The sequence below is a fragment of the Streptomyces sp. NPDC058741 genome, assembly GCF_042746715.1.
GTDB lineage: Bacteria > Actinomycetota > Actinomycetes > Streptomycetales > Streptomycetaceae > Streptomyces.
On sequence record NZ_JBHYQH010000001.1, the window covers coordinates 155,653 to 177,843 of the forward strand.

General features: G+C 71.4%; 19 protein-coding genes and 2 pseudogenes. 9 read left to right on the forward strand and 12 right to left on the reverse strand.

Annotated features, from left to right (window positions below):
* Positions 1 to 100: 100 nt before the first annotated feature.
* A pseudogene (locus ACFW6P_RS00730) lies at positions 101 to 356 on the reverse strand (TetR family transcriptional regulator C-terminal domain-containing protein); the annotation flags it as partial.
* Between ACFW6P_RS00730 and ACFW6P_RS00735 the strand changes: the two are divergent.
* A pseudogene (locus tag ACFW6P_RS00735) lies at positions 357 to 1,322 on the forward strand (glycoside hydrolase family 3 C-terminal domain-containing protein); the annotation flags it as partial.
* Positions 1,323 to 1,428: 106 nt separating this feature from the next.
* On the opposite strand, the gene ACFW6P_RS00740 reads toward ACFW6P_RS00735, so the two are convergent.
* A complete protein-coding gene (locus ACFW6P_RS00740; protein WP_386422471.1) occupies positions 1,429 to 2,400 on the reverse strand; it encodes an aldose epimerase family protein in 972 nt (323 codons plus the stop codon).
* A gap of 10 nt (positions 2,401 to 2,410) precedes the next feature.
* Positions 2,411 to 3,304, reverse strand: a complete 894-nt coding sequence (locus ACFW6P_RS00745) for an SGNH/GDSL hydrolase family protein (RefSeq protein WP_386422473.1) — start codon at positions 3,302 to 3,304, stop codon at positions 2,411 to 2,413.
* A gap of 265 nt (positions 3,305 to 3,569) precedes the next feature.
* Here ACFW6P_RS00745 and ACFW6P_RS00750 point away from each other — a divergent pair, with 265 nt between their 5' ends.
* Positions 3,570 to 4,064: a DUF3145 domain-containing protein gene (locus ACFW6P_RS00750; protein WP_386422475.1), complete on the forward strand. Its 495-nt coding sequence runs from the start codon at positions 3,570 to 3,572 to the stop codon at positions 4,062 to 4,064.
* A gap of 289 nt (positions 4,065 to 4,353) precedes the next feature.
* Here the strand turns inward: ACFW6P_RS00750 and fabF are convergent, their stop codons facing one another.
* The 5 genes from fabF to fasR form a co-directional block, all read right to left on the reverse strand.
* Complete coding sequence (fabF, locus tag ACFW6P_RS00755; RefSeq protein ID WP_386350309.1) at positions 4,354 to 5,625, reverse strand: beta-ketoacyl-ACP synthase II; 1,272 nt, start codon at positions 5,623 to 5,625, stop codon at positions 4,354 to 4,356.
* Positions 5,626 to 5,711: 86 nt separating this feature from the next.
* Positions 5,712 to 5,960 (reverse strand): acyl carrier protein, encoded by a 249-nt coding sequence (locus ACFW6P_RS00760; RefSeq protein WP_003989952.1) that lies wholly within the window; start codon positions 5,958 to 5,960, stop codon positions 5,712 to 5,714.
* A 79-nt stretch (positions 5,961 to 6,039) separates the two neighbouring features.
* Entirely contained in the window at positions 6,040 to 7,041 is a 1,002-nt protein-coding gene (locus ACFW6P_RS00765) for a ketoacyl-ACP synthase III (RefSeq protein WP_386422478.1), read from the reverse strand.
* A 16-nt stretch (positions 7,042 to 7,057) separates the two neighbouring features.
* Positions 7,058 to 8,014 (reverse strand): ACP S-malonyltransferase, encoded by a 957-nt coding sequence (locus ACFW6P_RS00770; protein ID WP_386422481.1) that lies wholly within the window; start codon positions 8,012 to 8,014, stop codon positions 7,058 to 7,060.
* A gap of 89 nt (positions 8,015 to 8,103) precedes the next feature.
* A complete protein-coding gene (gene fasR, locus ACFW6P_RS00775) occupies positions 8,104 to 9,309 on the reverse strand; it encodes a fatty acid biosynthesis transcriptional regulator FasR (protein WP_386350320.1) in 1,206 nt (401 codons plus the stop codon).
* Positions 9,310 to 9,371: 62 nt separating this feature from the next.
* On the opposite strand from fasR, the gene ACFW6P_RS00780 reads away from it, so the two are divergent.
* A complete protein-coding gene (locus ACFW6P_RS00780) occupies positions 9,372 to 10,022 on the forward strand; it encodes a pirin family protein (protein WP_386422601.1) in 651 nt (216 codons plus the stop codon).
* Here ACFW6P_RS00780 and ACFW6P_RS00785 read toward each other — a convergent pair.
* On the reverse strand, positions 10,019 to 10,834 hold the full coding sequence (locus tag ACFW6P_RS00785; protein ID WP_386350323.1) for a serine hydrolase domain-containing protein: 816 nt from the start codon (positions 10,832 to 10,834) through the stop codon (positions 10,019 to 10,021). The two genes, ACFW6P_RS00780 and ACFW6P_RS00785, sit on opposite strands and share 4 nt — an antisense overlap.
* 139 nt (positions 10,835 to 10,973) lie before the next feature.
* On the opposite strand from ACFW6P_RS00785, the gene ACFW6P_RS00790 reads away from it, so the two are divergent.
* Together ACFW6P_RS00790 and ACFW6P_RS00795 are read left to right on the forward strand one after the other, a co-directional pair.
* The gene (locus tag ACFW6P_RS00790) at positions 10,974 to 11,438 is read left to right on the forward strand and encodes a MerR family transcriptional regulator (RefSeq protein ID WP_386350326.1); all 465 of its coding nucleotides are present in this window, start codon (positions 10,974 to 10,976) and stop codon (positions 11,436 to 11,438) included.
* The gene (locus ACFW6P_RS00795) at positions 11,435 to 12,478 is read left to right on the forward strand and encodes an aldo/keto reductase (RefSeq protein ID WP_386422484.1); all 1,044 of its coding nucleotides are present in this window, start codon (positions 11,435 to 11,437) and stop codon (positions 12,476 to 12,478) included. Before ACFW6P_RS00790 ends, ACFW6P_RS00795 begins: the two co-directional genes overlap by 4 nt.
* 181 nt (positions 12,479 to 12,659) lie before the next feature.
* Here ACFW6P_RS00795 and ACFW6P_RS00800 read toward each other — a convergent pair whose 3' ends face one another.
* The 3 genes from ACFW6P_RS00800 to ACFW6P_RS00810 all read right to left on the reverse strand — a co-directional run bounded on the left by ACFW6P_RS00800 (position 12,660) and on the right by ACFW6P_RS00810 (position 15,502).
* Positions 12,660 to 13,520, reverse strand: a complete 861-nt coding sequence (locus ACFW6P_RS00800) for a DUF4429 domain-containing protein (protein ID WP_386422603.1) — start codon at positions 13,518 to 13,520, stop codon at positions 12,660 to 12,662.
* 67 nt (positions 13,521 to 13,587) lie between these two features.
* Positions 13,588 to 14,796 (reverse strand): alpha/beta hydrolase, encoded by a 1,209-nt coding sequence (locus ACFW6P_RS00805; RefSeq protein WP_386422487.1) that lies wholly within the window; start codon positions 14,794 to 14,796, stop codon positions 13,588 to 13,590.
* Positions 14,797 to 14,869: 73 nt separating this feature from the next.
* Positions 14,870 to 15,502: a TetR family transcriptional regulator gene (locus ACFW6P_RS00810; RefSeq protein ID WP_386422490.1), complete on the reverse strand. Its 633-nt coding sequence runs from the start codon at positions 15,500 to 15,502 to the stop codon at positions 14,870 to 14,872.
* A 116-nt stretch (positions 15,503 to 15,618) separates the two neighbouring features.
* On the opposite strand from ACFW6P_RS00810, the gene ACFW6P_RS00815 reads away from it, so the two are divergent.
* The 4 genes from ACFW6P_RS00815 to ACFW6P_RS00830 form a co-directional block, all read left to right on the forward strand.
* Positions 15,619 to 17,244 carry an MFS transporter gene (locus ACFW6P_RS00815; protein ID WP_386422493.1) on the forward strand — a complete coding sequence of 542 codons (1,626 nt, stop codon included), beginning with the start codon at positions 15,619 to 15,621 and terminating at the stop codon, positions 17,242 to 17,244.
* Between the two features lie 446 nt (positions 17,245 to 17,690).
* Positions 17,691 to 18,566: a hypothetical protein gene (locus ACFW6P_RS00820; RefSeq protein ID WP_386422496.1), complete on the forward strand. Its 876-nt coding sequence runs from the start codon at positions 17,691 to 17,693 to the stop codon at positions 18,564 to 18,566.
* Between the two features lie 769 nt (positions 18,567 to 19,335).
* A complete protein-coding gene (locus ACFW6P_RS00825) occupies positions 19,336 to 19,629 on the forward strand; it encodes a CU044_2847 family protein (RefSeq protein ID WP_386360139.1) in 294 nt (97 codons plus the stop codon).
* Positions 19,626 to 22,191, forward strand: a 2,566-nt coding sequence (locus tag ACFW6P_RS00830) for a trypsin-like peptidase domain-containing protein (protein WP_386422499.1), incomplete at its 3' end; no start/stop codon positions are given. The genes ACFW6P_RS00825 and ACFW6P_RS00830, both read left to right, overlap by 4 nt.

The following is a 22,191-nucleotide window of genomic DNA, read 5'->3' on the forward strand; positions in this document are numbered from 1 at the left end:
CCGTCACGGTGGGGCGTGGTGGGACGGCGGAAGTATCCCGTGACGGGAGCGGCCGACGCCATGGGGCGGGGGACCGGGGCGGGGACGGACGTGCGCCGGCTCAGCCGGTCTTCTCCCCCAGCAGGGTCAGGAGGTCCCGGAAGGCCGCCGCCATGTCCACCGACTCCGGGTCCAGCAGCCACTGGTACTGCAGGCCGTCCAGGACCGCCACCAGCAGGGGGGCCGCGCGCTCGGGGGTGAGTCGGCAGGCGCTCGCCGTACTCGGCGCGCAGCACCTCGGCCAGCGAGGCCCGGACACCGACGTAGCGCTCGGTGAAGTAGGGGCGGGCCGGGTGTTCCTCCGTGCGGCCCTCTCCGGCTCCCCCGTCCCGCACGCCCGGATCGACCTCACCGCGGGTGAGCCGGTCGAGGTCTCGCTCACCCACACCGTCCTGCCGCCCAGCGGCCACCCGATGCACGTCATCGTCTTCACCCTCGCCCACCAGGACCCCCAGCGCAGCCCCGACGAGCTGATCGCCGAGGCCGTCACGGCCGCCCGCGCCGCCGACACGGCCGTCGTCGTGGTCGCCACCACCGAACAGGTCGAGTCCGAGGGCTTCGACCGCCGCGACCTGCGCCTGCCCGGCCGCCAGGACGACCTGGTCCGCGCCGTCGCCGCCGCCAACCCCCACACCGTGGTGGTCGTCAACTCCGGCTCCCCGGTGGAGCTGCCCTGGCGCGAGGACGTGGCCGCCGTCCTGCTGTCCTGGTTCCCCGGCCAGGAGGGCGGCGCCGCCCTCGCGGACGTCCTCACCGGCGCCCACGAGCCCGGCGGCCGGCTGCCCACCACCTGGGGCTCCCTGGCCGACGCCCCGGTCACCCGCGTCGTCCCGGAGAACGGCGAACTCCCCTACGACGAGGGCGTGTTCATCGGCTACCGCGCCTGGGAGAAGCACGGCCGCACACCCGCCTACCCCTTCGGGCACGGCCTCGGCTACACCGACTGGACCTACGAGTCCGTCCAGGTGGACACAGGTCCCGACGGCACCACCGTGAAGGTCCGCCTGCGCAATCGCGGCGACCGCCCCGGCCGCGAGGTCGTGCAGCTCTACCTCGCCCCCCGCGAGGCCGACCCCACCCGCCCGGCCCGCCGGCCGGCCGGCTTCGCGAGCGTCGGCGCCGCGCCCGGCGAGAGGACCGAAGCGGTCCTCGACCTGCCGCGCCGCGCCTTCGAGATCTGGGACGAGGAGACCGGCTCGTGGTCGTGTGTGAAGGGTTCGTACGAGATCCAGGTCGGACGCTCGATCACCGACCGCAGGATCACCGCGACGGTTACCGTCTGACCCGGGACGCGTTCCCCGCCGAGCAGCCCCGGTCCGGGACCTGACCTCCGGGCCGGGGCTCGGCACGGCCCGTCACGGAAGCCCCCGGGCGCTCGCCACCGGCCGGTCAGCGGGCGCCGAAGCCGTACACCGTCTCCGAGCGGAACAGCTCACCCGGCCGCAGGACCGTCGTCGGGAACTCCGGCCGGTTCGGGGAGTCCGGGAAGTGCTGGGTCTCCAGCGCGACGCCCCCGCCCGGCGCGAACGGCTCGCCCAGGTGGTCCGCGGTGTACAGCTGCAGGCCGGGCTCGGTCGTCGCCACCGTCAGCACCCGCCCCGACACCGGCTCGTACAGCTCGGCGACCTCCACCGGCGTGGGCGTCACGCCCTTGTCCAGCACGAAGTTGTGGTCGTGGCCGGACCCGACCTCGCGCGCCCGCCGGAAGTCGAAGCGCGTGCCCGTCACGTCCTCGAGACGGCCGGACGGGATCAGGTCCGCGTCGGCCGGCGTGTACCGGGAGGCCGCCAGCCGCAGCTCATGGCCGCCCGCGTCTGCGGACCCACCCAGGTTGAAGTAGCCGTGATGGGTCAGGTTCACCACGGTCGGGGCGTCCGTCACCGCCTCGTAGGAGATCCGCAGCGCCCCGCCCTCCAGCAGCGTGTACGTCGCCGCGACCTCCAGCCGCCCCGGGAAGCCCTCCTCCCCGTGCGGGCTGACCCGCGACAGCCGCACCCCGTGCTCCACCGGCTCCGCGTCCCACACCCGCCGGTCGAAGCCGCACGCACCGCCGTGCAGCGAGTTCGGCCCGTTGTTCGTCTCCAGCGCGTACGTTCGCCCGTCCAGCGGGAAGCGGCCGCCGGCGATCCGGTTGGCGTACCGCCCGACCAGGGCGCCGAGGTACGGCTCCGGGTGGGCGAGATACCCGTCGAGATCCGGGAAGCCCAGCACCACGTCCGCGGTCCGTCCCCTCCGGTCCGGCACCTCCACGGACTGCACGATCCCGCCGTACGTCAGCACCCGCACCCGCAGGCCCGCGCGCTCCAGGGTCCAGCGGTGCACCGGCGTGCCGTCGGAAAGTGTGCCGAAGAGTTCGTTCATGTGCGGAACTCTAGGTCAGGGGTTTCTCCGCGGTGACCGTGCGGTAGGCGATCTCGGCCAGCCTGGCCTGTCCGTCCACGCTCGGGTGGAAGTAGTCCCAGCGGCTCAGCTGGGCGGCGCCGAAGCGGTAGTCGTGGACCGCGCCCCCGTCGTACCGGCACCGCTCGTCCTCGGAGCAGACCTCCTCGAGGACCTCGTTGTAGTCCTCGACCCGCTGCTGCACCGTGTTCCGCCGCTGGTTCGCCTCGGTGTCCAAGGCGTCCGCGTCGCCCAGCATCGAGGGGCAGATGCCGAGCTTCCACACCTGTTTGCTGAGGGAGTTGGTCCGGCCCTGCGACCACAGCCGCTTCAGGTCCGGCACGCTCGCCACGAACACCTGGGTCTTGGGCAGCGCCTTGCGCAGGGTCCGCAGGGAATCCTCGAAGTCCGCGCGGAAGTCCGCCACCGGCGTCATCGCCGACGGCGTGGCCCGGCAGGCGTCGTTCGCCCCGATCAGCACCGTGACCAGCTGGGGCTTGCGCCGCACCGCCTGGGCGATCTGCCCGGGCAGGTCGGCCATCCGCGCCCCGCTCACCGCGTGGTTCCAGCTCCGCTCGGCGGCCTTCGCCCGGCCCAGCAGCCGCACCGCGAGCGAGTCGACCCCAGGGCTGGTGCCGGTCGCCCAGGACGCCTCGGGGCAGTCCGACAGCACGTCGCACGCGTCGAAGGCGCGCGTGATGGAATCGCCGACGGCCGCCACCGAGCCCGGGCTGCGGTCCCACAGCGGCGTGGGCTTCGGGGACGGCCCGGGGGCCCGGGACGGGGCGGCCGAGTCGCCGCCCACGGCATCGCACCCGGCCACGCCCAGCACGGCCGCGGCGGTCACGGCGAGGACGACCCGTGAGCGATGGCCCCGTTTCCGCATCCCTGGTCCGTCCCCTCGCCGTGTGCGTGCGATGCCTGTATTCCCCAACCCACGACAGCGCATCAGGGTTCCCGGCCGATCAGGTGCAACGGCTCACACCCGTACAAGCGTCCCCCTGGGTGAATGACGGACGTTTCCCGACACCGGGACCGACCGTACGTCACACTCCTTGCGTCACCGCACGGTAGCCTCGCCATCAGCGTGACCCGCCCGGTCACCGCCGTTCCGCCCGTTCCAAGATGGTCCGCTCTGCCCGGAGGTTCCGGTGACGACTCGTGGAGTCCTGTACGTGCACTCCGCGCCGCGCGCGCTGTGCCCGCACGTCGAGTGGGCCGTCGCCGGGGTGCTCGGCACGCGCGTCAGCCTGGACTGGATCCGCCAGCCCGCCGCCCCGGGCACCTGGCGCTCGGAGTTCTCCTGGCAGGGCCGGGTGGGCACGGCGTCCCAGCTCGCCTCGGCGCTGCGCGGCTGGCACCTGCTGCGCTTCGAGGTCACCTCGGAGCCCTGCCCCACCGCCGAGGGCGAGCGCTACAGCTGCACTCCCGGCCTGGGCATCTTCCACGCGGTCACCGGCATCCACGGCGACATCCTCATTCCCGAGGACCGTCTGCGCGCGGCACTGCAGCGCAGCCAGAGCGGCGAGACCGATCTGGAGGCGGAGCTGGCGAAACTGCTGGGCAAGCCCTGGGACGACGAACTGGAGCCCTTCCGCTACGCCGGTGAGGGCGCCCCGGTGCGCTGGCTCCACCAGGTGGTGTGAAGGCCGCCTCAGGCGCGCGGGGCCCAGGGGCTGTCGTCACACTCCCGTCTGCCCCGCGACGCCTGGCACTCCCCCACGCTCTTCGAGCAGGGGGGACCCCCACTCCCGCCGCACCGGGCGAAAGCCCGACTACGCCCGGTACGAGGACGTCCGCCCGGCACGCCGAGAGCACGCACCGGACGCCGCGGGGCGGCCCTCCGGGCGACGACGGGAGTGTGACGACAGCCCCTGGAGACGACGAGTGGCCCGGACTCCTCGTGAGTCCGGGCCACTCGCCGTTTCGACGAGATCAGACCGTGCGGAACGCCAGCACCACGTTGTGCCCGCCGAAGCCGAACGAGTCGTTCAGCGCGGCGATACGGCCGTCCACGGGCAGCTTGCGCGCCTCACCCCGGACGACGTCCGCGTTGGCCTCCGCCTCCGGGTCCAGGTTCTCCACGTTGATCGTCGGCGGCGCCAGGCGGTGGTACAGCGCGAGCACGGTCGCGACCGTCTCCACGCCACCGGCACCACCGAGCAGGTGCCCGGTCATCGACTTCGTCGCGGACACCGCGAAGTGGTCGGCCTCGTCGCCGAAGACCTTCCGCAGCGCCTTCAGCTCGGCGATGTCACCGGCCGGCGTCGACGTGGCGTGCGCGTTGACGTGCACGATCTCCGCCGGGTCCAGGTCGGTGCGCTCCAGCAGGTTCTGCAGGGCGTGCGAGATGCCGCGCCCCTCCGGCTCCGGCTGCACGATGTCGTGGCTGTCGGCGGAGATGCCCTGCCCGACCGCCTCGGCGTACACCCGGGCCCCGCGCTTGGCGGCGTGCTCGGCGGACTCCAGGACGACGACACCGGCGCCCTCACCGAGGACGAAGCCGTCACGGGCGACGTCGTAGGGACGCGAGGCGCCCTGCGGGTCGTCGTTGTTCTTGGACATCGCCATCATGTTGCCGAACGCGGCGATGGGCAGCGGGTGGATCGCCGCCTCCGTGCCGCCGGCGACGACGACGTCGGCACGGCCGGTGCGGATCATCTCGATGGCGTAGCCGATGGCCTCGGCGCCCGAGGCGCAGGCGGAGACCGGCGTGTGGACGCCCGCCCGGGCCCCCACGGCCAGTCCGACGTTGGCCGACGGGCTGTTGGGCATGAGCATGGGAACGGTGTGCGGGGAGACGCGGCGGACGCCCTTCTCCTTCAGCACGTCGTACTGGTCGAGCAGCGTCGTCACACCGCCGATGCCGGAGGCGATGACCGCGCCCAGCCGGTCGGGGTCGACGTTCGGGTCCTCGCCGGCCTTCGCCTCGAAGCCGGCGTCCTTCCAGGCCTCCTGGGCCGCGACCAGCGCGAACTGCGCCGAACGGTCCAGTCGGCGGGCCTGCGGCCGCGGGATGACCTCGGTCGGTTCCACGGCGACCGGGGCCGCGATGCGGACCGCCTGTTCGGCGGCCCACTCCTGCTCCAGGGGCTTGACGCCGGACTTGCCGGCGACCAGGCCCTCCCAGGTAGAGGCTGCGTCGCCACCCAGCGGTGTGGTTGCGCCGATACCGGTGACGACCACGGTGCGATTGGTCGAGCTCACGGGAATTCTTTCTCCAGCGGATACGAGGATTAAGCGGCGCCACCGCCGGGTGGCGGGGCAGTCAGCCCAAGGACCTGATCGGTCGATCAGCCCTGGTGCTTGAGGATGTAGTCGGTCGCGTCGCCGACGGTCTTGAGGTTCTTGACGTCCTCGTCGGGGATCTTGACGTCGAAGCGCTCCTCGGCGGCGACGACGACCTCGACCATGGACAGCGAGTCGACGTCCAGGTCGTCGGTGAAGGACTTGTCCAGCTGGACGTCCTCAACCGGGATGCCGGCGATCTCGTTCACGATCTCGGCGAGACCGGCGACGATCTCTTCCTGAGTGGCGGCCATGTGGCGCTCCTTCGTAGATATCCAGAGGGTGTGGCAGGTGTTGCTCCCGTCCCGGACCGCATGATCCGGCACGGAGTGCCTAGGGGAGGGTAACGACAGTCGCGGCGTAGACGAGACCCGCCCCGAAGCCGATGACGAGCGCGGTGTCGCCGCTCTTCGCCTCGCCGGTCGCCAGGAGCCGCTCCATCGCGAGCGGGATCGAGGCGGCCGAGGTGTTGCCGGTGGTGCGGATGTCACGGGCGACCGTGATGTGCTCCGGCAGTTTCAGCGTCTTCGCCATCGAGTCGATGATCCGCACGTTGGCCTGGTGCGGGATGAAGACGTCCAGGTCGTCCGCGCTGATCCCGGCCGCGTCCAGCGCCTGCTGGGCGACCTTCGCCATCTCGAACACGGCCCAGCGGAACACCGCCTGGCCTTCCTGGGTGATCGCGGGGAACTTCTCGACCGTCCCGTCGCGGTAGTCCGTCCACGGCACGGTCTGCTTGATGGTCTCGGACTTGTCGCCCTCGGAGCCCCACACGGTCGGGCCGATCGCGGGCTCCTGGGACGGGCCCACGACGACCGCGCCGGCACCGTCGCCGAACAGGAAGGCCGTCGCGCGGTCCTCCAGGTCCGTCAGGTCGCTCAGCCGCTCGACACCGATCACCAGGACGTATTCCGCCGAGCCCTCGACGATCATGCCCTTGGCGAGGGTCAGGCCGTAGCCGAAGCCCGCGCAGCCCGCCGAGATGTCGAAGGCGGCGGCCTTGGCGGTGCCCAGCTTGTCGGCGATCTCGGTGGCGACTGCCGGCGTCTGCTTGAAGTGCGAGACCGTCGAGACGATCACGCCGCCGATCTGCTCGACGGAGATGCCCGCGTCCGCGATGGCCTTGCCGGACGCCTCGATCGACATCGCGGCCACGGTCTCCTCGTCGGAGGCCCAGTGCCGTGTCTCGATGCCGGAGCGCGAGCGGATCCACTCGTCGGACGAGTCGATCGTCTCCAGGATCACCTCGTTGGGCACGACCCGGGTCGGGCGGTAGCCGCCCACGCCGAGGATCCGCGCGTACGGGGCGCCCTTGCTGGGCTTGATCTTCGCCATGCTCTCCGGCTCCTTCTCAGGCACCCGCCGCGTCAGCGGCGGGTGTCGTCGCCTCGGCGATGAGCTCGCGAGCCGCGTCGAGGTCGGCGGGGGACTTCAGGGCCAGCGTCTTCACGCCGGGCAGGGCCCGCTTGGCCAGGCCCGTGAGGGTACCGCCGGGACACACCTCGATCAGGGCCGTGACACCGAGTTCCTTGAAGGTCTCCATGCACAGGTCCCAGCGGACCGGGTTGGCGACCTGCCCGACCAGGCGGTCGAGCACCTCGGCGCCGGTGGTGACGACCTGCCCGTCCGCGTTGGAGACGTAGGGGAGGGCCGGGTCACGGGGCGTCTGGGCCTCGGCCGCCTTCGCCAGCGTGTCGACCGCCGGTGCCATGTGGTGGGTGTGGAAGGCGCCCGCGACCTTCAGCGCGACGACCTTGCGCACGCCCTCGGGCTTGTCCGCCTGCAGCGCGGCGAGCTGCTCCTTGGTGCCGGCCGCGACGATCTGGCCCGCGCCGTTGATGTTCGCCGGGGTCAGGCCCAGCTTCGTCAGGTGCGGAACGGTCACTTCGGGGTCGCCGCCCAGCAGCGCGGCCATGCCCGTGTCGGTGACGGCCGCGGCCTCGGCCATGGCGTGCCCGCGGGTGCGGACCAGACGGAGCGCCTCCTCGTGCGGGAGCACCCCGGCGAGCGACGCGGCGGTGAACTCGCCGATACTGTGACCGGCGATCGCGCCGACCGTGCGCGTGAGGTCGGCCGGGTCGGCGAAGAGCAGGGACGCGGACGCCATGCCGGCCGCGACCAGCAGCGGCTGCGCCACCGCGGTGTCGCGGATCTCCTCCGCGTCGGCCTCGGTGCCGTAACGGATCAGGTCGAGCTCCACGGCGTCGGACCAGGCCTCGAGGGCACCGCGGACACCGGGGAAGTCGAGCCATTCGGTCAGGAAGCCGGGCGTCTGAGCGCCCTGGCCGGGAGCGACGAGTACGAGCACTCTCACACTCTCTCTTGGGGACGGGCACGGCCGCCCGTGAGGACAGGGACGAAGAACACGAGGGGGTTTTGTCGAGGCTCGACAAAACCTTAGGGCTGAAGATCTCCATCGACCAGACGCCCCAGGATCAGCGCGATACGCAGCGTGAAGGCAGAGCGTACATCGGAGGGCGACCAACCGGTGACGTCAGTCACACGTCGAAGCCGGTAGCGGACGGTGTTGGGGTGAACGAACAGCATCCGGGCGGCGCCCTCCAGGCTGCTCGCCTGTTCGAGGTAGACGCTGAGAGTCTCCAGGAGCGCTGCCCCGGCCTCCTCCAGCGGTCTGTAGATCTCCTCCACCAACTGCTCACGGGCCGAGGGGTCACCGGCGATCGCGCGCTCCGGGAGCAGGTCGTCCGCCAGGACCGGGCGCGGGGCGTCCTGCCAGGCCGTGCACGCCTTCAGGCCCGCCGCCGCGGCCTGCGCGGACCGGGTCGCGGCCAGCAGGTCGGGCACCACCGGGCCCGCCACGACCGGCCCGGCCGCGTACGGGCCGATCAGCGACTTGGCGACGGCCAGCGGGTTGTCGCTGCCGCCCGCGATCACGACCAGCCGGTCGCCGAGCACCCCGGTGAGCACCTGGAGCTTGGCGTGCCGCGCCGCGCGCCGGATCGCCTCCACGGTCAGCTCGCTGTCCCCGTCGGGCGCCGTGCCGAGTACCACGCACACGTGTTCGGGGGAGTTCCAGCCGAGGGCGGCGGCCCGCGACACGGCTCCCTCGTCGGCCTCGCCGCTGAGCACGGCGTTCACGACCAGGGACTCCAGACGGGCGTCCCAGGCACCGCGTGCCTCGGCGGCCTGCGCGTACACCTGGGCGGTGGCGAAGGCGATCTCCCGGGCGTAGACCAGCAGCGCCTCGCGCAGCACGCTCTCGTCGCCCGGGGCCGCGACCTCCTCGATCGCGCTCTCCATGACCTCGATGGTGGTGCGCACCATCTCCACGGTCTGCCGCAGGGTGATCGCCCGGGTCAGCTCGCGCGGGGCGGTTCCGAACACGTCCGTGGAGATGGCCTGCGGGGCTTCCGGGTGCCGGAACCACTCGGTGAACGCGGCGATGCCCGCCTGCGCGACCAGCCCGATCCAGGAACGGTTCTCCGGCGGCATGGCCCGGTACCAGGGCAGCGTCTCGTCCATCCGCGCGATGGCCTGCGCGGCGAGCGATCCCGACGACTTCTCCAGCCGCTTCAGCGTGGCGGCATGGGCGCGGACGTCGTGTGCTGCGGCTGTGTTCTTGCTGGTTTCGGGTTCGGGCACGGGGACAAGACTGCCGTATCCGGACGGGAGGGTGGGCGGCCGGGTCTACGGTGGACCCCGTGATGGACATTCGGCGCGCCGATCAGCGCGACCGGGGCGGCGATCCGGCGGCCGGGATCGAGACCCGGCACGCGTTCTCCTTCGGCTCCCACTACGACCCCGACAACCTCCGCTTCGGCGCGGTCCTCGCCTGCAACGAGGAGACCCTGGCCCCGGGCGCCGGCTTCGAGGAGCACGCGCACAGCCACACCGAGATCGTGACGTGGGTGGTGCGGGGCGAGCTGACGCACCGCGACTCCACCGGGCACGAGTCGGTGGTGCGCCACGGTGACGTGCAGCGGCTCAGCTCGGCGGGCGGGGTGCGCCACGTGGAGCGCAACCACGGCCCCGAGCCCCTGACGTTCCTCCAGATGTGGCTGGCCCCGCGGCGGCCCGGCGGCGAGCCGTCCTACGAGGTCGTCCGCGGCATCGCCGACGCCACGCCCTACGCCGTCCCGGAGGCCGGCGCGACGCTGCACGTACGGCGGCCGGCGGCGGGGGAGCGGACGGCGGTGCCGGACGGGGCGTACACCTACCTGCACGTCGTGCGCGGCGAAGTGCGCCTGGACGCCGAGCACCTGGGCGCGGGCGACGCCGCCCGCATCACGGGCGCCGAGGGCCTGGAGGCCGAAGCCGTGACGGACGCCGAGCTCCTCATCTGGGAGATGGCCTAGAGCTCAGCGAGCACCGCGTCCGTGAACGCCGGCCACGCCTCGATCGCCCACGGCCCGAACGCCCGGTCCGTCAGCGCCACGCAGGCCGCGCCCGCCACCGGGTCGATCCACAGGAACGTACCGGACTGACCGAAATGCCCGAAGGTGCGGGGTGAGGACGAGGCGCCCGTCCAGTGCGGGGACTTGGAGTCGCGGATCTCGAAGCCGAGCCCCCAGTCGTTGGGGTTCTGGTGGCCGTACCCCGGCAGCACGCCCTTGGTGCCCGGGTACTGCACGCTCATCGCCTCGGCGACCGTACGGGGATCCAGCAGCCGCGGCGCCTGCACCTCGGCGGCGAACCGCAGCAGGTCCTCGACGGTGGACACCGCGTCCTTGGCCGGGGAGCCCTGCAGGGTGGTCGAGGTCATGCCCAGCGGCTCCAGCACGGCCTGCCGCAGGTACTCCGCGAACGGGATGTCGGTGGCCTTCGCGACATGGTCGCCGAGCTGCTCGAAACCGGCGTTCGAGTACAGCCGCCGCTCTCCGGGCGGGGCCGTGACCTCGTGCTCGTCGAAGGCGAGGCCCGAGGTGTGGGCGAGCAGGTGCCGGACCGTCGAACCGGCCGGGCCGGCGGGCTCGTCGAACTCGATCGCGCCCTCCTCGTAGGCGATCAGCACCGCGTAGGCGGCCAACGGCTTGGTCACCGAGGCGAGCGGGAACCGCTGCCCGGCCGGGCCGTGGGTGCCGGGGACGGTGCCGTCCGCTCGCACGGCACCCGCCGCGGCGGTGGGAACCGGCCAGTTCTCGATCAGCGCGAGGCTCTTCAGCGACATGTCTGCGAGCCTAAGCGCTCAGGGCGCCGCCCCCGGCGGGGGGTGGGGGCCGGACCGGGACCCGGGGGAGCCGAACACGCCGCCTTTCTCACCGTCGGTACTTGCTTGGAGCGCACTCCAGCGTTCTAGCGTGGGGGCCATGACGGTGATGGAGACCACGGGGACCAGGACCGACACCTGCGCCGGCCCGCCGCAGCAGAACCGCCGCCCGGACGGCGAGGACCGCTACACGATCAGCGAGGTCGTGGCCTTCACCGGCCTGACGGCGCACACCCTGCGCTGGTACGAGCGCATCGGCCTGATGCCGCACGTCGACCGCTCCCACACCGGCCAGCGCCGCTACACCAACCGCGACCTCGACTGGCTCGACCTCGTCGGCAAGCTCCGCCTGACGGGCATGCCCGTCGCCGACATGGTCCGGTACGCGGAACTGGTGCGTGAGGGAGACCACACCTACGGCGAGCGCTTCGAGCTGCTGAGGGCGACCCGCGAGGACGTCCTGGCCCGGATCGACGAACTCCGGGGCACGCTCGCCGTACTCGACCGGAAGATCAGTTTCTACGCGGACGCCGGGCGCGCCCCGGCGTCGGAGAGGTCCCGATGACGGACGGCAGGATCACGACGGTGAAGCTCGGCGGTAACGGCCCCGAGGTGGGTGTCCAGGGCCTCGGCTGCATGGGCATGAGCTTCGCCTACGGCCCCTCGGACGCGGACGCCTCCCGGGCCACCCTGGAGAAGGCCCTCGACCTGGGCGTCACCCTCTACGACACGGCCGACGCGTACGGCGCCGGCGAGAACGAGCGGTTCCTCGCACCGTTCTTCCAGGCCCACCGCGACGAGGTCGTCATCGCGACCAAGTTCGCCCTGTCGATCCCCGCGGACGACCCGACCCGGCGTGTCATACGCAACGACCCGCCCTACATCCGCCAGGCCGTCGAGGCGAGCCTGGAGCGCCTCGGCGTCGACGCCATCGACCTCTACTACATGCACCGGCGCGATGTGGACGTGCCGATCGAGGAGAGCGTGGGCACCATGGCCGACCTGGTCCGCGAGGGCAAGGTCAGGCACCTCGGGCTCAGCGAGGTCACGGCCGACGAGCTGCGCGCCGCCCACGCCGTGCACCCCATCGCCGCCGTGCAGTCGGAGTGGTCCCTGTTCAGCCGGGACATCGAGCCGAAGGTGGTCCCCGCGGCCCGTGACCTGGGGGTCGCTCTCGTCCCGTACTCGCCCCTGGGCCGCGGCTTCCTCACGGGCTCGTTCGCCAGCGCCGAGGACCTGTCGCCGGACGACTTCCGCCGGCAGCAGCCCCGTTTCACCGGCGACAACGCGACGGCCAACGCGACGCTGCTGGGACTGATCCGCGCGGTGGCCGACGCCCACGGCGCCTCCCCGGGCCAGATCGCCCTGGCCTGGGTCCAGCAGCAGGCGTCCGTCCACCGTCTGCCGGTCGTGCCGATCCCGGGCACCCGCAAGCCGTCCCGGGTGGAGGAGAACGCGGCGGCCACCGCGATCGTGCTGACGGCGGAGGAACTGCAGCTCCTGGACGGCATAGCGGCCCAGGTGGCGGGCAACCGCTACGCGGACATGGCCTTCACGTCGGCGGGCAGGGAGCAGGGGAACACCTCGACGGGCGGCGGACGCTAGGGCCTGTCGTTTGGATCAGGTCGCAGGAAACGGACCGTGCTGGTCAACGCCGGTGAGCGGGGTCTGGTGCGTGCAGTTGCAAGGCGGAGGAGGGAGTCGACGCGGAGCGTCGGCGACTGACGACAACGCGGTAGATGCGCGTGCCAGACCCCGCGTCTGCGGGCTGATCCAAACGACAGGCCTAGAGCTCCGACAGCAACTCGGCCTTCTTGACCGAGAACTCCTCGTCCGTCACCAGCCCGGCCTGGTGCAACTCCCCCAGGTGCCGGATCCGTTCGGCGATGTCCGCGGGATCACGATGCGCCCGGGCCGCGGGCACCGCCGCGACCGGCGTGGACGTCCGCACGGCGGCCAGCACCGCCGCGGCGAACGGCAACGACTCGTGCACCGGCCCGTAGCCCAGCCCGAACACCACCGCTGCCGGGTCCTGGTCGGCCTGCGCCGCGGACTCCCCGGCCCGCCGCAGCAGCCGCAGATGGCCCTCGAAGACCTCGGGCGAGCGCCACTCCACCCCGGTGAGCTCGTCGACGGAGAAGCTCTGGTCGCCGGCCTTCCACTTCGCCGAGGAGGCTCCCGTCCAGAACCAGCGGAAGTTCACCGTCCGCCCGTCGAAGCTCGCCTTCCCGTCGTACGCCTTGAACGACAGCGGCCCCTTCGGCGGCTCCACCAGGAACCGCTCCGCCGGCCCGGACCCGGACCCGGTGAGCAGGGAGCGCAGTTCGTCGGCGTAGTACTCGGCGAGCACCTCGCGGTCGGCCGGCAGCACCAGCCGGTAGGGGTCGCCGTTCTCCTTCAGCTGCCCGGCGGCGGCCTCCATCAGGGGGTCGGCCCCGGGGCGCGGCTCGACGCGCAGCACGACCGTGCCCCGCTTCCCGCGCGTCAGCGTCACTCCGGCGATCGCCTCCAGGGGCACCCGGCGCTCCCCGAGGGCCTGGAAGAGCCTGGGTGCCCGAATCCCCCGTTCGTAGCGGATGAGCACGGAGTCGGACTCGAACTCCCAGGCGGCATGAAATCCGGCCAGTACGTCACCCATGCGGCTCATCGTATGCGGCACGTGCTCCTCCGTCCCCCTGCCGGTCAGACCGCCGTTCCTTCCGTCTCCACGCGGGTCAGGTCGTCACCCTGCCGGACAAACCGGTCCGGCAGGGGCCGTCTTCGTGCGCGCAGTGCACCGAGCGGTATGCGCCGACGCCGATCTCTGCGAAATTGAACAGACTTGCCGTACCCGGCTCGAAGTAGCCGGCGTGACCCTTCGCGCCCGCCGCCGACAGCACCCGGGCACCGAACCCGGAGGACACCGGATCCGCGCCGTGCCCCAGTCCGCCGACCTCCAGGTACGGCACGTCCTGGATCCAGTCGTCGGCGTCCCGCATGGCCCAGACCCGGGCGGTGGTGCGCAGCTGGGCGGCCCTCTCGACACGCATGCCGGGGCTGCCGGCCACCGCGATGTCGGACACCCGGCCCGGCAGCTCGTCCGCCGCGACCCCGCACACCACGGAGCCGTAGCTGTGGCAGAACAGCGAGACCGGCGAGCTGCCCGGCAGCGCCCGCACGAGCGCGTTCAGCCGTACGGCACCGTTCCTGGCCCGCATCGCCGTGGCCGACTCGATGCCGAGCCCGCTGGGTGCGGTGTAGTCGGCCCAGGCGATCACGGCCGTACGCGTCGAGGGGCTCGCCTCCCGCTCGGCCCGGTACAGCGATCGCGCCATGCCGGCCGGTGCCGCGTACTCGCGCCGGGTGCGCTGGAAGGTGAGCAGGTTCGTGTCGACGCCGGGCACGACGACCGAGATCCGGTCCGCCTCGCGCAGGTCTCCGAAGACCTCCGCGACCCGGCCCGAGCCCTCGGGGTCGAAGGCCAGGATGCGGCGGCCCTTCTCCAGCAGGTCCTCGAAACGGTGCATCCTGCGCCCGGCCTCCTGCTGCCCGGCCGGGGTGAGGCGCTCGTCGTGCATGCGGGCGCGCTCGACGTCACGTGCCCTGGCGAGCGCCACGCGGTTGGCGCGGTAGCGCAGCTCGACGGGGGCGCCGTTCATGTTGCCGACAGCGAGCGCGTACCGGCGGACCAGCACCGCGCGGTCCTGCTCGGTGAGCGCGGCGAAGAAACGGGACAGCTCCGCCGGCTTCGACCGCGGGTCGGGCAGCCGGTGACCGGCGATGCCGCCCTGCTCCCACGCGGAGAGCGAGGTTTGCAGCGGTGTGGCACCCCGCTGGCTGCGCGTCGCCGTCCAGCCGGTGGTCGCCAGCATCACGAAGACGACGGCCAGCGCGAGCAGTGCGCGCCAGACGTTCACTTGCGGGGAGGTGTCGAAGGAAGTCACTGAAAGGACACACTAGGAGAACGAGAGGGTCTCGCGTGAACCAAGTGACCGGGATCACGTTTTGACCGGGGCGTCAAGGGGATCGACCCGCACGCCAGTTCCCGTCCAGTGCGGGACCCACCTGATCCAGGTAGTCCGCGGTGAGCCGGCGCAGTCCGTCCAGGGTGAGGTCGTCCCCCGTGGACCACAAGCGTTCGGTGACACGAATCACCCCGCCGAAGAGGGCGACGACGATCCTCGGCCGGGGGTCGGCGTCCACGTCGAGCCCCTCGCGTTCGGCGATGATCCGCGCGAGCTGCTCCTCCAGCTCCGCCGCCCGCCGCAGATGGGCGGCGAGCAGCGCGGGCGTGGACTCGATCACCCGGTAGACGCGCACGTGGAGCTCGATCGGCACGAGCTCCACGACCGCCTCGTTGATCGCGTCCCAGCTCTCCAGCACGGCCCGCCGCAGCGCCTCCAGCGGCGCCTCCTCCGGCGGGCGGGCCCGTACGGCGTCCACGACGAGCGCCTCGGCGAGGCGCGGCAGGAAGAACGCCGTCTCCTCCTTGCCCGCGAAGTAGCGGAAGAAGGTGCGCTGCGAGACGTCGACGGCGGCGGCGATGTCGTCGACGGTGGTCCGCTCGTACCCGCGCGTGGCGAACAGCTCTAGGGCCGCTCGCAGCAGCGCGTCCCGGGTGCGCCGCTTCTTGCGCTCGCGCAGGTTCAAGGCGTTCCTCTCGTCCACAGTGTTCGCCCAGCTCACGCTATACGCCCGGGGAGTGTCAGCGACTGACTGATGAATCGGTTTGTCAACTGTCAGTGGCTGTCACTAGCCTCGAACGCATGACTAGTCAGACCACCATCGACGCGACGGGACCGGGCGGCGGGGCACCCGGCGTTCCGTCGGACGCGACGCCGGGCAAGGGGCTGCGAGGGCACCCCTGGCTCACCCTCATCACCGTCGCAGTGGGGGTCATGATGGTGGCCCTCGACGGCACCATCGTGGCCATCGCCAACCCGGCGATCCAGCGGGACCTCGGCGCCACCTTCGCCGAGGTGCAGTGGATCACCAACGGCTACTTCCTCGCCCTCGCGGTCTGCCTGATCACCGCCGGCAAGCTGGGTGACCGATTCGGCCACCGCCGGACGTTCCTCATCGGTGTCGTCGGCTTCGCCGCCGCCTCGGGCGTCATCGGCCTGTCCGACAGCATCGCGTTCGTCGTCGTCTTCCGCGTCCTGCAGGGCCTGTTCGGCGCGCTGCTGATGCCGGCCGCGCTCGGCCTGCTGCGGGCCACCTTCCCGGCGGAGAAGCTGAACATGGCGATCGGCATCTGGGGCATGGTCATCGGCGCCTCCACCGCGGGCGGCCCGATCCTGGGCGGCGTGCTCGTCGAGCACGTCAACTGGCAGTCGGTGTTCTTCATCAACGTGCCGGTCGGTGTCCTCGCCGTCGCCCTCGGCGTGTGGATCCTGCTCGACCACCGCGCCGAGAACGCCCCGCGCTCCTTCGACCTGCCGGGCATCGCCCTGCTGTCGGCCTCCGTGTTCTGCCTGGTCTGGGCGCTGATCAAGGCCCCGCCGTCCGAGTGGGGCTGGGGCGACGCCAAGACGATCGGCTTCCTCGGCGCCTCCGTGCTGGGCTTCGCGCTGTTCGCCCTCTGGGAGACGAAGGTCAAGGAGCCGCTGATCCCGCTCGCCCTGTTCCGCTCCGTGGCGCTGTCCGCCGGTGTGGTGCTGATGGTCCTGATGGCCATCGCGTTCATGGGCGGCCTGTTCTTCGTGACGTTCTACCTGCAGAACGTGCACGGCATGAGCCCGGTCGACGCGGGCCTGCACCTGCTGCCGCTCACCGGCATGATGATCGTCGGCTCGCCGCTGGCGGGCGCGGTGATCACCAAGGTCGGCCCGCGCGCCCCGCTCGCCGGCGGCATGGCGCTCACCGCGATCGCCATGTACGGCATGTCGACCCTGGAGACGGACACCGGAAGCGGTGTCATGTCGGTCTGGTTCGCCCTGCTCGGCCTCGGCCTCGCGCCCGTCATGGTCGGCGCGACGGAGGTCATCGTCGGCAACGCCCCGATGGAGCTGTCCGGTGTCGCGGGCGGTCTCCAGCAGGCCGCCATGCAGATCGGCGGCAGCCTCGGCACGGCCGTGCTGGGTGCCGTGATGGCCTCCAAGGTCAACAGCGACCTCGCGGGCAACTGGGCGAAGGCGGGGCTCCCTCCGCTGACGCCGGAGCAGGAGCACCAGGCGTCCGAGGCGGTCCAGGTCGGCGTCCCGCCGGTGGCCCCGGGCACGCCGGACGCGATCGCCGCGAAGATCACGGGCGTCGCGCACGACACGTTCCTCTCCGGCATGAGCGCGGCCTCGCTCGTCGCCGCGGGCGTCGCCGGGGTGGCCGTCCTGGTGGCGTTCCTCACCAAGCGCGGGGTGAACGCGGGCGCGGGGGCCGGCGCCGCGCACATCTGACCCGGCGTCAACCGCGCGGACGCCCCCGGGGAGTTGCTCCCGGGGGCGTCCGCCATGTGGCGCGCCGGGATCGAAGCCCGCTTCGGGGGCACTCGCGATGTATCCGAACCGAACCCCAACCGGCCTGAGGTCCGGAGGAGCTGATGACGGCGAGCTTCGCAACTTCCCTGATGATTGAGCGAGTTCAAGCGTCAGGGGAGGCGTTGGTTGAACGAGTGGCATGTGGTGCGCGTGCCGGATCCAGAGCGCTGGGGGACGCTGCCGCCTGAGGGAGTCCTGGGGATACAGGACCTGTCGGCGGCGGTCGCCCGGATTGGTCTGCGGCCCGGTGATCCGGTGTTCGGGACGGCACGGTCGACCGGGATCTGCTGGACTTCGTCCGCTCTCACGAGTTCCGGAACCTGGAGCGGGAGACGAAGCGGAACTACGCGACGGACATCCGGCCGTTGCTGACGGCAGATCCGCGGCTGTCCAGCGGGCCGGTCGCGGACGAACTGGCCCGGCGCATTCCCAGCCCGAGGCCGTATGAGAAGTCCTACGACAAGCAGGAACGGGAGCAGGTGGTGCTGGCCGCACAGCGGCAGTTCCGGTCCGCGCTGCTGCGGATCCGGGAGAACACCCACCTCCTGGAGAGCTGGCGCGCCGGTGAGCTGGTGGAAGGCAGCCGGGAATGGAAGATCGGCCGGATTCTCGATCACCTCGCGCGCACCGGCGAGGTGCCCACCAAGATCACTGCGCGCGGGCATCACGCCGTGAAGAACCGCGTGTTGCTGGGAGGCAGCGGAGCGGAGGCCACATGGGGCCGGCTGTTCCTGTCGCGCTCGGAACTCACGGCACTGGCGGTGCTGCTGACCGACCGGTTCGGGTGGAATCTGTCCGTCTACGACTGCCTGCCGGCCCCGACCCGGGCGCCGTCGGCCGGGGAGACAGCCTCGGTGACTTATCAGCTGCAGATCGAAAAGCGCCGCAAGGGCCGCGGCCACTGGTTCTCCACGGAGAACATCACCGACTCCGGGGCTGACTCCCCGGGGCGGCTGATCACCCAGGCGCTGGAGGCCACCGCGCACGGCCGTGCACTGGCCGCCCGCCTCGATCCAGGCATACGGCTGTTGATGGTCGCGCGGATGCACTACCCCCGCGGGCTCCGACCGGAGAATCCCCCGGCGCGGGAACGGCGCCGACCCGCGCCCAGCCGGGCTCCAGCGCCGCGTCAGATGTCCGTGCAGAGGGACTTCATACGGTTTCCCTTGAAGGTGGCCACGTCAACTCCCGCCTCGAAAATGCCGCGGTCGTTCTTGGCGGTCGTCCACCAAGTCTTGTAAACACCGTCCCCGACGGCCTTGCGCCAACGGTAGTAGGTTCGGTGCCCTTGATTGTCGTCGGTCACGAGGCGAATTCGTGCGTGGCGTCCGTCGGCCTGGATGTCAGCCAGGTCCAGCTTGATGGAGAGAGTCGCCATGGGATCGGTCCAGTTGTAAATGATCGCGCCTCCCGATGCACCGGACGGACGCTCCGGCGTTGAGCAGCCTCGAGACACGGGGTCAGGATCGGCCGCGCTGGCGCTGGTGGCGGTGAGAATCATGGCAGCGGCAGCGGCGCCGGAGACAGTTCCGAGACGGTGCGGTAATCCCATAGGGGCCTTCCTTACCTCAGAGTGATCCTCGAACAGCCCCAATGTAGGACCGATCGGTGAAGGATGGTGAGCGCTTTCTCGTCAGAGTGGTCGTAAACCAGGCGCAGTGATGGTTCGTCAAGTAACCACAGAACCGGCACGATACGGCGCCAGGGGTCGAAGACGTCACACTCGAACACTGACGACTTGCCCTGCAGCAGAGAGGCCAGCCGCTCCAGACCGAGCCCAGTGAGTCATTGTCAAGAGTTGCGGATCAGTTGAAGTGGCTCAGGCTGCGCTGAGCTTGGGGCGCTCGACGAGCTGGCCGCCTCTGACAGCCAAGTCGCCGTCTACCCGGTCTGCGCGGGGAGTGGGCGGGGTAGTGTCTTCGTCCGTCCGCGTCCAACGCGGTGGTCCAGATACGACGTACGGGGGTGCAGGTGCAGAGTTTCGCGCGACTTCCATTGGAGGGCGGGGGCGTGGTGCTGGTTGAGGCCGCGCCGGAGGTGGATGGGCCGGTGAAGGCCGGGCGCGTCGCGGATGCGATGCGGGAGCTGCCGCAAACCTTGCAGCAGGCGCTGGTACCGGTGCGCGAGACCGCGCGGGCGGTGCTGGAGCAGTTACGGCAGGCCGGTCCGGATGAGATCGAGGTGGAGTTCGGGGTGGACCTGTCGGCTCAGGCGGGAGCAGTTATCGCCAAGAGCGAATCGGCGGTGCATCTGCAAGTCAGAGTGGTGTGGAACCGCCAGGAATCCCCTGACGGCGCGCTATGACGGCAGCCGGACAGGACCGGCCAACAGTGCTCGGCGCAATTGCCCGAGTCCTCGCCGAGGACGGCCGGACGGCCGGGACGGGTTTCCTCGTCGCCGAGGAGACCGTCGTCACCTGCGCACACGTAGTACAGGCTGCCGGCCAGGAGCCCGGCGGGCGCGTGCGACTGACTTTCCCGCACCTGCCCGGCAGCCCATACCTGACCGGGCACGTGCTGTCCGCGTCGTGGCGCGGACAGCAGGCCGAGGACCTCGCGGTCCTGCGCCTGGACAGCGCCCCGACGGGTGCCCGACCGGTGCGGCTGGGGTCCGCGGCAGGCTGCCGCGGACACCGCATCCGGTCCTACGGATTCCCCTCCCAGGCACCTGTCGGCGGCCACTTCGGCTACGGCACTGCTGGTGACCTGCTCCCCAGCAGTGCGGGCCCCCTGCTGCAACTGGCCGACGCCAACGACCTGACCACGGGATTCAGCGGGGGACCGGTACTCGATGAGGTCACCGGCCTGGTGATCGGCATGGTCACCGCTATCACCGCCCCCGACTCCCACGCCCGCGGCGTCGCAGTCGCCTACGCCACCCCCACCCAGGTGCTGCGCCAGGTATGGCCCGGCCTGGCTGAGCAGCAGGTACACCCCTACCGCGGTCTTGAGCCGTTCACCGCCGAGCACGCAGGGTGGTTCCACGGCCGGAAGACCGCGGTCGAACGCGTCGTGGCGGCTCTCACCAGGCAGCGTCGTGGGCTGCTGCTCCTCGGACCCTCCGGCGCGGGCAAGTCATCGCTGGTGCAGGCGGGAGTGCTGCCGGCCCTGGCGGAGGGCAGGCTGCCCGGCAGCGACCGTTGGCTGCACGTGATCGCTCGTCCCGGGCAGGACCTGCTCGCCGAACTGGAGCGTGCTGGCCTGCCCGGCGCCACGAGCGGCGGGATCGTCACAGCGGCCGAGCGCAGACTCACGGCGGAGCCGGGCGACCGGCGCCTGGTGCTGGTCATCGACCAGTTCGAGGAACTACTCACCGAGCCCGCCGCCAGCCGGCAGCCGACCCGGCAGCACGCCGCTGCCGAACAACTCGTGGAACTGATGAGCTCATCGGTGGCGGTGACCGTAATCCTGGTCATGCGCGACGACTTCTACTCGCGCCTGGCCGCCTGGGCCCCAGACCTGCTGGACGCCGCGTCCTCTGGACTGCTCAACATCCCTGCCAGCTTGGACATCCAGGATCTGCACGCCATCATCACCAGGCCTGCCCACACCGCGGGCGCGAGTGCGGAAGACGGCCTGGCGCAACGCATCATCACCGATGTCCTGGCCGCCGATCCCACCGCCTCGGTCACCCGGCAGGCACCGGTCACCCTGCTGCCGCCCCTCCAACTGGCCTTGAGCCAGCTATGGGAGCGCCGTGAGGACGGCAGGCTCACCCACCGCGCCTACGACCGGATCGGCGAAGTCACCGGAGCCCTGACCAACTGGTGCAACACAGTCCTCGCCGGCATGCCCGCCGACCACCTCCCCACCGCACGGCGGATCCTGACCGCCCTGGTACGGCCGGCCGACGATGCCCACGCCATCCCGGCCACCCGCCGCCAAGTGCCCCTGACCGACCTGCGCGCCCTGGCCACCGACCCCTACACCGCCACCCCACAGGACGACCAGACCTTCGAGACAGTCATGGCCGCCTTGACCGGCCACCGGATCATCGTCACCCGCACCATGCCTCGCCCTGACGGCACCCCCGATACCGCGACCGCCGAACTCATCCACGACGCACTCGTCCGCGACTGGACCGACTTGCGCGACTGGATCGCCGCCGATCAGCACTTCCACACGTGGCTCCAACGCGTCGGCGAACAGCAGGCCCGCCACGCCGTGACCGGTCACCCCGGCGACCTGCTGGACGGCACCGACCTCGCCGAAGGCACCACCTTGGCCCAGCACCGCGGCCTGCCCCCACACGTTACCGATTTCCTCAACGACAGCCGGCAACGACAGCACGCCGCTCTCCGCCGCACCCGCCGCATCAACATCGCCCTGACCGGCCTGCTCGCTCTGGCCCTCATAGCCACCGGCCTGGCCTTCCTGCAACGCCAAACCGCCATCACCGCACAGAAGACGGCCCAGTCCCGGCAGCTGGCCGCGCAGTCCGCCACTCTGATGGATACCGACCCCGATCTGGCGTCACTGCTGGCCGTCCAGGCCTACCGCACCAGCCCCACGACCGAAGCCGTCACCAGCCTCGACACAGCCGCCTCCCGCCCCTTGCGGACCACACTCACCGGCCACGCCAACCTCGTGTCCGCGGTGGCATTCAGTCCCGACGGCCGCACCCTTGCCACCGGCAGCGGCGACCATTCGGCGCGGTTGTGGGACGTGACCACCAGCAGAACCCGCCGGACCCTCATCAGCACCACCGGCCTCGTGTACACGGTGGCGTTCAGTCCCGACGGCCGTACCCTTGCCACCGGGAGCCAAGCCGGGACGGTGCGGCTGTGGGACGTAGCCAGTGGCGAAACCCGCCGCATCCTCACCGACCACACAGGCTCCGTGGAAGCGGTGGCATTCAGTCCCGACG

Coding starts and splice junctions, on each gene's coding strand:
- ACFW6P_RS00815 (WP_386422493.1), top strand. CDS start 15,619: ATGACTAGTCAGACCACCATCGACGCGACGGGACCGGGCGGCGGGGCA.
- ACFW6P_RS00800 (WP_386422603.1), bottom strand. CDS start 13,520: ATGAGCCGCATGGGTGACGTACTGGCCGGATTTCATGCCGCCTGGGAG.
- ACFW6P_RS00740 (WP_386422471.1), bottom strand. CDS start 2,400: ATGAACGAACTCTTCGGCACACTTTCCGACGGCACGCCGGTGCACCGC.
- ACFW6P_RS00765 (WP_386422478.1), bottom strand. CDS start 7,041: ATGGCGAAGATCAAGCCCAGCAAGGGCGCCCCGTACGCGCGGATCCTC.
- ACFW6P_RS00790 (WP_386350326.1), top strand. CDS start 10,974: ATGACGGTGATGGAGACCACGGGGACCAGGACCGACACCTGCGCCGGC.
- ACFW6P_RS00760 (WP_003989952.1), bottom strand. CDS start 5,960: ATGGCCGCCACTCAGGAAGAGATCGTCGCCGGTCTCGCCGAGATCGTG.
- ACFW6P_RS00780 (WP_386422601.1), top strand. CDS start 9,372: ATGGACATTCGGCGCGCCGATCAGCGCGACCGGGGCGGCGATCCGGCG.
- ACFW6P_RS00745 (WP_386422473.1), bottom strand. CDS start 3,304: ATGCGGAAACGGGGCCATCGCTCACGGGTCGTCCTCGCCGTGACCGCC.
- ACFW6P_RS00785 (WP_386350323.1), bottom strand. CDS start 10,834: ATGTCGCTGAAGAGCCTCGCGCTGATCGAGAACTGGCCGGTTCCCACC.
- ACFW6P_RS00795 (WP_386422484.1), top strand. CDS start 11,435: ATGACGGACGGCAGGATCACGACGGTGAAGCTCGGCGGTAACGGCCCC.